12 protein-coding genes, 1 other RNA gene and 1 pseudogene are annotated in these 12,611 nt (G+C 47.9%); 8 read left to right on the top strand and 6 right to left on the bottom strand.

Annotated elements, in window-relative coordinates; genetic code table 11:
• Positions 1–3: 3 nt before the first annotated feature.
• From tdcC to tdcA, 3 genes are all read right to left on the bottom strand, one after another.
• Positions 4–1,335, bottom strand: coding sequence for a threonine/serine transporter TdcC (gene tdcC, locus P2W74_RS02765; RefSeq protein ID WP_276293796.1), 1,332 nt, complete (start codon positions 1,333–1,335; stop codon positions 4–6).
• Between the two features lie 20 nt (positions 1,336–1,355).
• A complete protein-coding gene (gene tdcB, locus P2W74_RS02760; protein WP_276293795.1) occupies positions 1,356–2,345 on the bottom strand; it encodes a bifunctional threonine ammonia-lyase/L-serine ammonia-lyase TdcB in 990 nt (329 codons plus the stop codon).
• Between the two features lie 95 nt (positions 2,346–2,440).
• Positions 2,441–3,379: a transcriptional regulator TdcA gene (gene tdcA / locus P2W74_RS02755; protein WP_276293794.1), complete on the bottom strand. Its 939-nt coding sequence runs from the start codon at positions 3,377–3,379 to the stop codon at positions 2,441–2,443.
• A gap of 1,077 nt (positions 3,380–4,456) precedes the next feature.
• Here tdcA and P2W74_RS02750 point away from each other — a divergent pair.
• From P2W74_RS02750 to P2W74_RS02725, 6 genes are read left to right on the top strand one after another with little or no spacing between them, the layout of a single operon-like run.
• Entirely contained in the window at positions 4,457–4,927 is a 471-nt protein-coding gene (locus P2W74_RS02750) for a PTS system mannose/fructose/N-acetylgalactosamine-transporter subunit IIB (RefSeq protein WP_276293793.1), read from the top strand.
• Positions 4,928–4,932: 5 nt separating this feature from the next.
• Entirely contained in the window at positions 4,933–5,712 is a 780-nt protein-coding gene (locus P2W74_RS02745) for a PTS mannose/fructose/sorbose/N-acetylgalactosamine transporter subunit IIC (RefSeq protein ID WP_192613578.1), read from the top strand.
• 1 nt (position 5,713) lies between these two features.
• Positions 5,714–6,526, top strand: a complete 813-nt coding sequence (locus P2W74_RS02740) for a PTS system mannose/fructose/sorbose family transporter subunit IID (RefSeq protein WP_276293792.1) — start codon at positions 5,714–5,716, stop codon at positions 6,524–6,526.
• Entirely contained in the window at positions 6,526–6,963 is a 438-nt protein-coding gene (locus P2W74_RS02735; RefSeq protein ID WP_276293791.1) for a PTS sugar transporter subunit IIA, read from the top strand. Before P2W74_RS02740 ends, P2W74_RS02735 begins: the two co-directional genes overlap by 1 nt.
• A complete protein-coding gene (locus P2W74_RS02730) occupies positions 6,953–7,666 on the top strand; it encodes a GntR family transcriptional regulator (RefSeq protein ID WP_192613581.1) in 714 nt (237 codons plus the stop codon). Before P2W74_RS02735 ends, P2W74_RS02730 begins: the two co-directional genes overlap by 11 nt.
• Positions 7,667–7,669: 3 nt before the next feature.
• Positions 7,670–8,365, top strand: a complete 696-nt coding sequence (locus P2W74_RS02725; protein WP_276293790.1) for a 6-phosphogluconolactonase — start codon at positions 7,670–7,672, stop codon at positions 8,363–8,365.
• Positions 8,366–8,570: 205 nt separating this feature from the next.
• Here P2W74_RS02725 and rnpB read toward each other — a convergent pair.
• The 3 genes and pseudogenes from rnpB to P2W74_RS02710 form a co-directional block, all read right to left on the bottom strand.
• An RNA gene (gene rnpB, locus P2W74_RS02720) (RNase P RNA component class A) lies at positions 8,571–8,951 on the bottom strand.
• 32 nt (positions 8,952–8,983) lie between these two features.
• Positions 8,984–9,079: pseudogene (locus tag P2W74_RS02715) on the bottom strand (hypothetical protein); the annotation flags it as partial.
• A 14-nt stretch (positions 9,080–9,093) separates the two neighbouring features.
• Complete coding sequence (locus P2W74_RS02710; RefSeq protein ID WP_276293789.1) at positions 9,094–9,903, bottom strand: DeoR family transcriptional regulator; 810 nt, start codon at positions 9,901–9,903, stop codon at positions 9,094–9,096.
• A 249-nt stretch (positions 9,904–10,152) separates the two neighbouring features.
• Between P2W74_RS02710 and kbaZ the strand changes: the two genes are divergently transcribed.
• Positions 10,153–11,430 carry a tagatose-bisphosphate aldolase subunit KbaZ gene (gene kbaZ, locus P2W74_RS02705; RefSeq protein WP_276293788.1) on the top strand — a complete coding sequence of 426 codons (1,278 nt, stop codon included), beginning with the start codon at positions 10,153–10,155 and terminating at the stop codon, positions 11,428–11,430.
• A gap of 33 nt (positions 11,431–11,463) precedes the next feature.
• Positions 11,464–12,597, top strand: a complete 1,134-nt coding sequence (gene nagA, locus P2W74_RS02700; RefSeq protein WP_276293787.1) for an N-acetylglucosamine-6-phosphate deacetylase — start codon at positions 11,464–11,466, stop codon at positions 12,595–12,597.
• Positions 12,598–12,611 lie beyond the last annotated feature (14 nt).

Below are 12,611 nucleotides of genomic sequence, written 5' to 3'. Positions count from 1 at the left end.
GGATTAAAACAGTTTGTACACGATGTTCAGAATGGTCAGCAGACCAATGACGGTAACAAACACGTTATCCAGACGACCACGGTACTTCGCCAGAGACGGCGCTTTACGGATGGCGTACATCGGCAGCAGGCAGAGCAGCGATGCAATGATCGGCGCACCCATGGCTTCAATCAGGTCCAGAATGTTCGGGTTGGCGTAGGCCACAACCCAGGTGGAACCCATGATGAAGATCATGCTGATGGTGTTGAGTTTGCCCAGTGATACTTTGGTTTTATCGCCTTTATAACCAAACTTCAGTACCAGACCGTTCAGACCTTCCAGGGTGCCCAGATAGTGGCCGAAGAAGGATTTGAAGATGGCAACCAGTGCGATAATAGAAGCACCGTACTCCAGAATGGTCGCGAACGTCGATTTCGTGCCAGACAGTGAAGAAAAGTGGTTCGCCAGGTAAGAAAGTACCGGAATGTTCTGCGCTTTAGCTTCCGCCATGTTTTGCGGAGAGAGCGTGAACAGGCAGCTGAAAGCGAAGAACATAACCACGGCAACCATCAGCATACTGGCGCGGGAGATGATCTTGGAACATTTCTGCTCAGTAAACTCACGACCGAAATCTTTCTCATACTCTTCGCGTTTAGAGACCACGAAGGAAGAAACAATCGGCGAGAAGTTGAAAGAGAACACCATGATGGAAATACCCAGCCATACGGTAACCAGAATGCCGTCATGCCCGGTCAACGCGATATTACTGAGATCCACCTGATCGATAACTGCAGAGTTCCAGTAAGGGATCAGCGACAGAGAGATCAGCACCAGGCTGGCAATGAACGGCCATACCAGGAAGCTCATCACTTTAACCATCAGATCCTTACCGAAGTAGATGACGAATGCCATCAGCAGCAGCAGGAACAGTGCCACGAAGCCACGGTTAAGCGCTGGCATCTGCAACTGGTTTTCCCAGAAGGTCATAAAGGTGTTGGTAATGGTGACGCCATAAATCCACAGCAGCGGACAAATCGCGAAGAAATACAGGAACGTGATGACCACGCCGCCCGTCTTACCAAAGTGCTCTTCAACCGTTTCTGTGATGTTTCCGGAAGGGTTAGAACCGGAAAGGCACAGACGCGCCAGCGCACGGTGGCAATAGAACGCGATGGGGTACGCTAACACCAGCATCAACAGAATGGGGATCAGTCCGCCAAAACCTGCGCGGATAGGGAAGAACAGCACCCCTGCGCCGATGGCTGTACCAAATAAACCCAGTGTCCAGGTGGTGTCCGATTTGCGCCAGGACGACTGTTTTGTCTGGCTGGATACAATGCTATCAGTAGTACTCATATCCTATCCTCAACGAAATATTAAGCGTCAACTAAACCAGTAATTTGAGATACACGAGAAAGATCGATATTACCGCCAGAAATAATGCAGACTGTTTTTCTGTTCTGGATATAGCTATCTAATTTCCCGCTTAATAATGCTGCACAAGCCAGAGCACCAGCGCCTTCGGTGACAACTTTATTACGCTGTATTAACGCAATCATACTGCTGCGAATTTCGTCCTCGCTGACCAGTACGATGTCGTCAACTAATTCACGAACAATTTCATAGGTCAAATTACCCGGGCGAGAGACATCACAACCATCCGCCAGGGTGCCGGTCGTTCGATGCGTGGTTATTTCACCGGCATGGTAAGATGCCGCCATACCGTGTACGTTTTCAGACTGTACGCCGATAATTTTAATGGTCGGGTTGATGGATTTAATTGCAATCGCAACACCTGCAATTAATCCGCCGCCGCCAATTGGGACAATCACGTTATCGACATCATATAAATCTTCCATGATTTCCAGGCCAATTGTACCCTGACCGGCAATCACTTTCGGATCATCATACGGTGGAATAAAAATACGCCCTTCGGTTTCAACAATTTCGCTGACTTTGGCAATCGTGTCGTTGAAGTTGTCGCCGTGCAGGATTACTTCTGCAGAATAGTCACAGGTGGCCGCGACTTTAGACTTCGGCGCGCCTTTAGGCATGACAACCTTGCCGTCAATTCCGAGCATGGCACAGGAGAGAGAAACACCTTGCGCGTGGTTACCCGCAGAACAGGCCACAACACCTTTGCGTCTTTCCGCTTCCGTTAAAGAGCTGAGTTTATTAAATGCGCCACGGATTTTAAATGAGCCTGTACGTTGCATATTTTCAAACTTCAGGAATATTTCACCTTTGCAACGTTCACTCAAATAGTTGGAGCGAGGCATCCCCGTTTTATAGATTTTGCCCGCAAGTCTTTTTTTCGCTTCGATGACATCTTCAATAGCAACCGGGAGATCGTATGTAATGTGCATGAAAACCTCTTACCTGGGTATTAAACTAATATGAATAGCTGTTACCAATGTCTGATATTCAGACACATGGCGTCAATTACGGATTAAAACTAAATTCAGTTAATTTCGATTAATTGCTTTCGTCTGCAACCATTATATGATGAATATTCTTTGGCTAATTCAACCAAAACCGATGCTGCCTTTTTAATTCGATAATTCTTAGACCATACCGCGGCATAACGCGCAACCGGTAAAGTCTCCTCAACAGGAATAGTAATAAACTGATTTGAACCAAAAGGTGTGGTCATATCGCAGGGAATGACGGTCAGAAAATCAGCATTGAGAACAAGATTATAAATGGTGACAACAGAGTCTGTTTTAACGATGTTTTCGCTGTTGATGCCATTTCTTTGTAACGTGGTGAGGAGTTCGCTGTAGTAGCCCATATTCGTTTGCGGCAACACCCACTGTTCGTTCTTCAACGATTCCAGCGTAGTGGTGCCGGTGCATGTTCGGGACTTGCTGGCAACCAACACAAACTCGGATTCAAAGAGCGGCTCCACATGCAGATCTTGCAGTTTCATCTCATCACTCAGCGTACCGATAGCGAAGTCCAGTCGGCCATCACGAATCGCAGGTAGAAAAGAGGAAAGCTGCGCTTCGTACATAGAAACCTGCGCTTTCGGGAACACCTCTTTAAACTTGTGAATCATGTCTGACATGAAAGTAAAGCCAATCAGCGAAGGAAAACCAAACGAGACGTCGACGACCGTATTGCAGGTCATGCTGTTCATCTCATTCACCATGTTTTTCATTTCACGGGTGATTGTTTCGGACCAGGACAACAATACCTGACCCGCACTCGTCAATGTCACGCCCGTATTTTTACGAACGACTAACTCAACACCAAAATAGGCTTCAACATCACTGACAATTTTGCTGACCGCTGGCTGAGTTAATCCTAATTCTTTTGCAGCCGAGCCGATAGAACCGCTTCTAATGACTTCCTGAAAGACCACTAAGTGCTGTGTTTTAGGGAGAAGAATAGTATTCATATCGGCCTGCATTAATTACTTTATTGACGGCAGGAAGTGTACCAAATAAAAGTTATGTGGTTATGTGCGACCACTCACAAATTACCTTACCTTACATTTATCAGACCTATATTTTTCAAAATAAACACTTACAAATCATCATGATAGACAAGACTAGTGCGACTTTGACAGGACTTTTATCAAGAAAAAACGCAGGGGATAACGATATTTTATGGCGATAACACCTGCGTTTCAGAGGTTATTTTCAAAAGACCACACCGACGATAATTCAAGCAATTACAGCGTAATTATCACGCAAATTTACATTTAAATTTATAAAGTAATTTATCAACTATCCGTATAAGCAGGACAAGATTGCCGTTAAAAATTGTGGCACATCACATTTTTTTACCTGGTTTGTTTGTAAAAAAATATTATATTTATCATTTGTTAAACCATTCAACACTCTTTATTATCATTTCAAACAATATTTTAACACTTTATTTGTCAATTTTAGCAGCGTGTAATTTTGTGATTTTGATCATCAGCATTTCTTTTGTCTGGCAAAAATACGCAGTGGTAGCGTTTTGTGTTAATCGTCACAAAACAAGAAATCTCTCCAGATGAATACTGTCCGCGCTATTTCAAATATGCCGATTTATTACCCGGTGTCCCCCCGTTTACTACGCTCAGAGAGCGCTAAATTCATGCCATCAACGAGTACATTATCCGCTAAACAAGATCTGAACGGACACAATGCTGGTTTCCCGAGGTAAGAACGTCCCTCATCCTTGACCATTTTCGTTCACCACGAAACCGCAAAATGAGCGGGAATTCTGGCCGATTTTCCGTTGCCCTTACGCTACAAAGAGCCTCAGAGAAGGTAGCCAGAGAGACACAATTCAACGAGATCTCGCGCTCTCAGTCCCTCGCGCCCCGCCACCGATGTTTTCAGCGATCACCGTTCTGTTCTGAAATGGATTTTCATTTTGTTCTATTTTTTGACCGCTTTCTCATTTTTATCCTGGGTTATGGTTGATAATTGCACTTGTCCGGACATCCGGACAAATAATCACTCAACGGTCTGGAGAATGAACCATGGTGAATATCGTGCACACCCGCTTAGATGACCGCTACATTCACGGTCAGGTTGCGACGGGATGGATTCCGCATACACAGTCAAATCTGGTTGTTATCTGCAATGACGCTGTAGCCGAAGATGAAATGAGAAAACAGTTGATATCCATTGCCGCGCCAGAAGGGGTTGGGGTTCGCTATTTTTCAGTCCAAAAAACGATCGATGTCATTCACCAGGCATCACAGAAACAACACATTCTGCTGCTGGCTGATAACCCGCTGGATGCGTTAAAGCTTGTTGAAAACGGCGTGCCGATCAAAGAGATCAACCTGGGGAATCGCGCTTATTCCACCGAGCACGACATCAAAGTTTACAAGTCCTATCACGTAAACCTTGAAGAGAAAGCGGCCCTGGATGCGTTGGTCAGCAAGGGAATTAATGTGTACTACGCACTGACGCCTAATGACAGCAAACAAGTCTACAAAGGTTAAATTTCATGGAATTAACAACAGTTTTGCTCATTGCGCTTGTTGCCGCATTTACCGGTGCGGATTCGTTTGCTGAGCAGTTTCAAACCTATCGCCCGGTGGTGGTTGGCTTTTTGATTGGTCTGGTGCTGGGTGACGTCAAAACAGGTTTGATGGTCGGTGCGATTCTGGAATTGGTCTTTCTGGGTCAGACTGCGGCATTTGGCGGCGCCCAACCCCCTAACATGGTGATCGGTACCGTTATCGGCGTAACGTTCACGATTGTGAGCGGGCTCGATCCAAAGGTATCTGTTGCTCTGGCGGTGCCATTCGCCATCCTGATGCAGGCGATCATGACCGCATTTTGTACTTTCCTTGCGGTGTACATGCATAAAAACGATCGCTATATCGAAACCATGAATTTCTCTGGTTTTGCCCGTACTCAATGGACGGGTCTTAGCCTCGCCTTCATCTTGTACTTTGTTGTCGCTTTTATTCCGATTTACTTTGGCGCCGAACAAGCCTCCGGCTTCATCAAATCGTTACCTGAGTTTGTCATCCACGGTCTGAGCGTCGCAGGTGGGATCCTGCCTGCCGTTGGTTTCGCCATGCTGCTTAAAATGATGTGGCAACGCCAGCATATCCTGTTCCTGATTGCCGGTTTCGCCGCAGTGAGTTACCTGAAGATGCCGATCCTCGCGCTGGCTATCTTTGGGGGTTGTTTCGCCGCTTACGATTTCTTTTCTAATCAACATCGTCAGCAGACTATGACTAAAACGGCGCCAGAAGCCGAAGAAGAAGGGATCTAAGATGAGCGATTTTATCGACCAAACTGAAGCGCCTGAATTAACCAAAGCAGACTTAAATAAGGTGTGCTGGCGCTCAATGCTGTTGAATACCAGTTTTAACTACGAGCGTATGCAGGCAGGCGGTGTCATTTACTCAATGCTGCCCGCATTGAAGAAGATCCACACCAATCCTGACGATCTTAAAAAGTCGTTGAATTTGCACAGTGAGTTTTTCAACACCAACACCTTTGTGCCCACATTTGCTTTTGGCCTGGCGTTGGCCGCCGAACGTAAGAAAGCGGCGCCTGACGTTATCCGTAGCATTAAAATCAGCGCGATGGCGCCAATGGCAGGTTTAGGTGACTCGTTACTGTGGGCGACGGCGATCCCCATCATTGCCGGTATTGCCGCGAGTCTGGCAAGCCACGGTAACGTGTTCGCGCCGTTCTTTTATCTGATCAGCTTCTTCGTGATTCAGTTTTCGATCCGTTTTGGCCTGATGCACTTTGCCTACAAAAATGGCACAAAGGCCTTTGCCAACATCAAGACGGTTTCCGCACAGCTTTCACGTACCGCCACCATTCTTGGGATGACGGTGATAGGCGGCCTGATGGCATCCTATATTTCAATATCGACACCGCTAACGCTCGATGCCGGAGACATGGTGGTTAAACTGCAAAGCGATCTGCTTGATGCCGTGATGCCTAACTTACTGCCTGCGCTGGTCGCCATCGCAGTGTTCTACGCCGTTAAGATCAAAAAAGTCAAACCGCTGGTCATGATTGGCGCCATCACAGCACTTTCAATCATTGGCGCCGCTGCGGGGATTGTGTAATGAACGTTGTAGTGATCATTAGCGGCCACGGAGAATTCTCTCAAGGGTTACAGAGTCTGATTAAAGGCGTACTGGGCGATGTAGACAATTTTTATGCCGTTCCCTATGCCTACGATATGTCTTCAGTCGTGTTCATGGAACAACTGGAATGTCTGGTGACATCTCAGGAACAGAACTCTGCATTTTTAGTTCTTACTGACATGAAGGGTGGTACCCCATTTAATAAGTCAGTAGAGTTAAAACTAAAAGGTTATGACATTGAGGTTCTAACCGGTACAAATTTCAATATGGTGGTGGCCGCTATCGAAGCTCGCGATGACGTCGATACCATGCCTGAACTGGTTGAAATAGTGTTAGAGCAGGGGAAAGAATCAATATCTGCGTTTGTTATAGAAGATACGCAGATATCCATTGAGGAAGAAGACGATGGAATCTAAACATTTATTGCCGAAGTATCTGCAGATTTCTGAACTGATTTTAGAAGAGATTCGCGGTTTACAGGAAGGTGATAAATTAACGTCAGAATTGATGCTAAAAGAAAAATATCAATGCAGCCGCTCAACCATACGTAGCGCTATTGCTTACCTGATTGAGCGTGGCTACCTCGTCTCGAAACAGGGCATTGGTAATATTGTGACTATTCCGATGCTCCGTGAGGAGGTCGAACCTGAGTTGAGCTTTACTCAGGATGTGGATAAAAAAGGCCTGAAACATAAAACCATTATTGAGAAAGTTGATTTTCTAAAGTCTGCGTTTGTCGCAAATATTTTTGGTGTTGCCGCAGATGAATGTTTTGCAGTCATATCCCGTCGTCGTTATGTCAACGACTCTCTGGCTGTTCTTGAAGATACCTATCTTCTGCAATCAACATTTAACTTGCTTAATATTGAACATGTTGAACAGGTTGGCTTGTACCGGGCCCTTGATGATATCGGCAAGAGCGGCGAAATGAGCATTAAAGAAAAGCTCACGCCCATTATTCTCAATGAAGAGCAGTGCAAAATTTTTGAGGTGAATGAACCCACCCCCATGATGAGCGTTATTCGCATCGGTTCAAATGAGAATGGTGTATTTGAATACACCGTCTCAATCACTGATTCAGGCATTCTTGAATTTACACGAAATATGAAAAGAGGTTAACTGATGCAATTGGTTAAATTAACGACCCAGGAAGATGTTGCGGCCCATGTAGCACAACAGATTGCCGACACTATCGCGAGAAAAGAAGACGCTTCATTTATTCTTGCTTCAGGTGGAACACCGACTAAAGCATTTGATATGGTACCGTCAATGCTGTCCAGTCCTGCCAGCAAAGCAAAAATCATTAAGTTAGATGAATGGGTGGGTCTCAGTAATTCGGATAAAGACTCGTGTGAGCACTATTTAACTGAACATGTTGTTAAGCCATGGGGTATTCAACCAGAAAACTACATCGCGTTCGATGGCGGTGAATTACCGGAAACCGAAGTTGAACGTATTCAGGAAGTAATGGACTCCATGAAGAATCCTGACTTATGTATTATTGGTCTGGGTATGAACGGGCATATTGGTTTTATCGAACCTAACGACGGCTTGCCAGTAAACGTCAGTAAAGTTACGCTGCACTCGGCTTCAAAAGCACATCCTATGGTATCGGGTAAGAATAATATTGAATTTGGTATATCGTTAGGATTGCAGGAAATTATGTCAGCCAAAAAAGTCATTTTGATGGTGACTGGCGAGCATAAAAAGGAGATCTTTGACAAGTTACTTAAAAGTAACGTGACGACGTCCCTGCCAGCATCGCTGGTGAAAATACATCCTAATGCTGAAATCGTGTATTCCGAAGATGTAATTTGATTTCAACGCCCCTATTGGTATAGCGTCGTAGGCAGTCATTCATCCTCTCTGCCCTGTAAAAGTAAAAACCCGCCGAAGCGGGTTTTTACATAATGAGGTGACACTGGCCGATAAGCCGCTTTCTTTTGGGTATAGCGTCGTGAGCAGTCATTCATCTTTCCTGCCCCGTAAAAGCAAAAACCCCGCCGAAGCGGGGTTCTTTAAGAGGTGAAACTGACCGATAAGCCGGGTTCTGTCGTGGACAGTCATTCATCTAGGCCAGCAATCACTCACTGGCTCAAGCAGCCTACCCGGGTTCAGTACGGGCCGTACCTTATGAACCCCTATTTGGCCTTGCTCCGGGTGGAGTTTACCGTGCCACGGACTGTTACCAGCCGCGCGGTGCGCTCTTACCGCACCCTTTCACCCTTACCTGATCCCGCTTGCGCGGGCCATCGGCGGTTTGCTCTCTGTTGCACTGGTCGTGGGCTGTTACACCCCCCAGGCGTTACCTGGCACCTTGCCCTATGGAGCCCGGACTTTCCTCCCCTCCGCCCGTCTCCCCCGAAGAGGACGACGACGAAGCGGCGACTGTCTGGTCAGCTTCGGCGCGAAGTATAGAGGGTTTGCGTGCCCTTGTCACCCCGCACTGTGCATTCCGACTGCCAGCGTGGCCACAATGTTGCGCGAGGTACGATAAATATTGTCAAATGCGCCCCGAAAGGCCTCTTCCAGTGCAAGAGGGAGTTTTAATTCTCAACCAGAATCACATCAATACCCATCTTCCGTAATGCTTCCAGACACTCAACGGGAATACCTTCATCAACAATAATCATATCAATACGCTGCATATCAATAATTTTGTGCAGGCTGGAACGGTTAAATTTGCTGGAGTCTGTGACGACGATAATCCGTTCCGCCACTTCACTCATTCGGCGATTAAGTCTGGCCTCATCTTCGTTGTGCGTGCTGACACCGCGATCTAAATCGATCGCATCGACGCCGAGAAACAGCATATCAAAGTGGTAATTTTGCAACGACTGTTCCGCCTGATCGCCGTAAAACGACAGCGACTGACGACGCAAATGCCCGCCCGTCATCAGCAGTTCAACCCCATCTGCTTCGAGTAACGCATTGGCAACGTTCATACCGTTGGTCATCGCTATCACATCGGTATGCTGGCGTAGCATGCGGGCAATTTCACAGGTGGTAGTACCGGAGTCAAGGATCACGCGATGCCCGGGTTTGATCAGTTCCGCGGCCGCTCTGGCAATACTGCGTTTCACCGCCGTATTAAGCGAACTTTTATCTTCAACAGAAGGTTCCGCGGCAGGCATATTACTATCGCAAATCAGCGCGCCGCCGTAAGCTCGAACGGCAATTCCCTGTTTTTCCAGAAACGCCAGATCGTTGCGGATTGTGACCGTGGAAACCCCGAACAATGCTGAAAGATCGTTTACCTGCACACTTCCCTGCTGCCGCAACCGCTGAATAATCTGCTCACGCCTTTCGCTGGTACCCGTTACCCGCTTATCTGCAGAAGCGTCGGTATTACTCATAAAAAATCCTTTAGTAAATCTTTCGTTTCATTTCGTTTTTCTTATTAACGCCTTTCCTTTAGCGGAATGCAAGTCCCATAAGCCTGCCATGCCCCCGTCAACACACCGCTGAAACCTTTCATTATGTTTCTTTTGTGAAACAGATCGAAAAACCAATATCTTTCGTTTTATTTTTACGACACCATAAAGCAGTATCAATCGAAACAAAACGAAAGATTAATGTCATAGATATCTGACCGGGAGAGGGAAGTGAAACATCTGACAGAAATGGTGGAACAGCATAAACGGGGAAAAACAAACGGGATTTATGCCGTTTGTTCCGCACATCCACTGGTGCTTGAAGCCGCAATACGCTATGCCCACCAACACCTGACGCCGTTGTTGGTAGAGGCTACGTCGAACCAGGTTGATCAGTTCGGTGGCTACACCGGGATGACGCCCGCCGATTTTCGCGGTTTTATTTGCCGGCTTGCCGACTCACTTGGCTTCCCACAGTCGCAGCTCATCCTGGGAGGCGATCATCTCGGCCCTAATCGCTGGCAAAACCTCCCCGCCGATCAGGCCATGGATAATGCAGATGTGCTGATCAAAAGCTATGTTGCCGCAGGATTCAAAAAGATCCACCTTGATTGCAGTATGTCATGTGCCAACGATCCTGTTCCGTTGACTGACGAGATTGTCGCGGAGCGCGCCGCACGCCTCGCCAGGATCGCGGAAGAAACCTGCCGCGAACATTTTGGCGAAGCCGATCTGGTTTATGTCATCGGTACTGAAGTCCCCGTCCCCGGCGGCGCTCATGAGACACTCACTGAACTTGAAGTCACGACACCAGATGCGGCACGCGCAACACTGGAAGCCCATCGCCACGCATTTGAAAAACAAGGGTTAAATTCCATCTGGCCCCGCATCATTGGGCTGGTGGTACAACCCGGCGTCGAGTTCGATCACACGCATGTTATTGACTACCAGTCGCAAAAAGCAGAAGCACTCAGCGCGATGGTAGAAGCGTATGACACGCTGATCTTTGAAGCGCATTCAACGGACTATCAAACACCTCAGTCGCTGCGCCAGTTGGTGAAAGATCATTTTGCGATCCTGAAAGTAGGACCGGCTCTCACCTTCGCTTTGCGCGAGGCTCTCTTCTCGCTGGCGGCCATTGAAGAAGAATTACTCCCTGCAAAAGCAGGCTCCGGACTACGTCAGGTCCTTGAGAGCGTGATGATTGACCGCCCTGAGTACTGGCAAAGCCACTACCACGGCGATGGCAATGCGCGTCGGTTTGCTCGCGGCTACAGCTATTCCGACCGCATCCGCTATTACTGGCCGGATCAACACATTGATGACGCTTTTGCCCGTCTGGTGCGCAACCTGGCTGACGAACCAATTCCACTGCCGCTCATTAGCCAATATTTACCGCTGCAGTACGTCAAAGTCCGCGAGGGGGCTCTCAAGGCTGCTCCACGAGACCTCATCATCGACCATATCCAGGACATCCTGCGACAGTACCATGCAGCCTGTCAGGAATAGCATCCCGTCACAGACAGAGGATTAGGAAAAAATATGGCCATGCTACTGCGCGCAAGACGCCTGCTCACTGAAGAGGGCTGGCTCGATGACCACCAACTGCGTATTGAAGACGGCGTTATCACCGCCATTGAACCTATTCCTACGGGAATCAGTCAGCGCGATGCGGAATTACTCTGCCCTTCGTACATTGATACTCATGTTCATGGCGGCAACGGCATAGATGTTATGGATGACGACCCGGATGCGCTGCACAAGCTGTCGATCTATAAAGCGCAAGAAGGTGTTGGAGCCTGGTTGCCTACGACCGTTACCGCGCCGCTCGATGCTATCCACCGTTCACTGCAACGTATTGCGCTTCGCTGCGAAACTGGTGGGCCAGGAGCAGAAGTTCTGGGCAGCTATCTGGAAGGCCCGTATTTCACTCCTCAGAATAAAGGAGCACATCCGGCAGAACTTTTTCGCGAGCTTAACCTGGGCGAGCTGGATGAGTTAGTCGCAATATCGCGTCAAACACTACGAATTGTGGCACTGGCCCCAGAAAAACCCGGGGCACTGGACGCTATCCGATATCTGAAAGCGCGAGGCATACGGGTCATGTTAGGCCATAGCGCAGCGAATTATGCACAGACAATCGATGCTTTTGACGAAGGTGCTGACGGCCTGGTGCATTGCTTCAATGGCATGACGGGTTTGCACCACAGAGAACCAGGCATGGTAGGTGCGGGGCTGCTTGATAAACGCTCCTGGCTAGAGCTGATTACTGACGGACACCATGTCCATCCGGCAATGATGCAGCTGTGCTGCAATACCGCGGCAGACAGAATATTACTGATTACCGATGCCATGCGCGCAGCAGGTATGCCTGACGGTAAATATGAAATCTGCGGACACAATGTCGAAATGCATGGCGGTGTCGTGCGCACGGCATCCGGTGGGTTGGCAGGAAGTACCCTGTCGCTGGATGCTGCAGTGCGCAACATGGTGAAATTTGCGCAAATCCCCGATGCACAGGCGATTCATATGGCTTCGCTGCACCCAGCAAAGATGTTGGGTATGGAAAGTCAACGGGGTTCTCTGGCTGTTGGCAAACGCGCCAGCATGAATGACCTGAATGGTCAGTTGCAGTTGCAACAAATCTGGGTTAACGGCCAGCCAATTACTCTGTAGCTCTTTTATCTGAC

It is taken from the genome of Citrobacter enshiensis, assembly GCF_029338175.1.
In the GTDB taxonomy this organism is placed as follows: Bacteria; Pseudomonadota; Gammaproteobacteria; order Enterobacterales; family Enterobacteriaceae; genus Citrobacter_D; species Citrobacter_D enshiensis.
This window is presented reverse-complemented; position numbering and strand designations above follow the sequence as displayed.

Coding starts and splice junctions, on each gene's coding strand:
- tdcB (WP_276293795.1), bottom strand. CDS start 2,345: ATGCACATTACATACGATCTCCCGGTTGCTATTGAAGATGTCATCGAA.
- tdcC (WP_276293796.1), bottom strand. CDS start 1,335: ATGAGTACTACTGATAGCATTGTATCCAGCCAGACAAAACAGTCGTCC.
- P2W74_RS02735 (WP_276293791.1), top strand. CDS start 6,526: ATGAACGTTGTAGTGATCATTAGCGGCCACGGAGAATTCTCTCAAGGG.
- P2W74_RS02740 (WP_276293792.1), top strand. CDS start 5,714: ATGAGCGATTTTATCGACCAAACTGAAGCGCCTGAATTAACCAAAGCA.
- P2W74_RS02725 (WP_276293790.1), top strand. CDS start 7,670: ATGCAATTGGTTAAATTAACGACCCAGGAAGATGTTGCGGCCCATGTA.
- P2W74_RS02710 (WP_276293789.1), bottom strand. CDS start 9,903: ATGAGTAATACCGACGCTTCTGCAGATAAGCGGGTAACGGGTACCAGC.
- P2W74_RS02745 (WP_192613578.1), top strand. CDS start 4,933: ATGGAATTAACAACAGTTTTGCTCATTGCGCTTGTTGCCGCATTTACC.
- tdcA (WP_276293794.1), bottom strand. CDS start 3,379: ATGAATACTATTCTTCTCCCTAAAACACAGCACTTAGTGGTCTTTCAG.
- nagA (WP_276293787.1), top strand. CDS start 11,464: ATGGCCATGCTACTGCGCGCAAGACGCCTGCTCACTGAAGAGGGCTGG.
- P2W74_RS02750 (WP_276293793.1), top strand. CDS start 4,457: ATGGTGAATATCGTGCACACCCGCTTAGATGACCGCTACATTCACGGT.
- P2W74_RS02730 (WP_192613581.1), top strand. CDS start 6,953: ATGGAATCTAAACATTTATTGCCGAAGTATCTGCAGATTTCTGAACTG.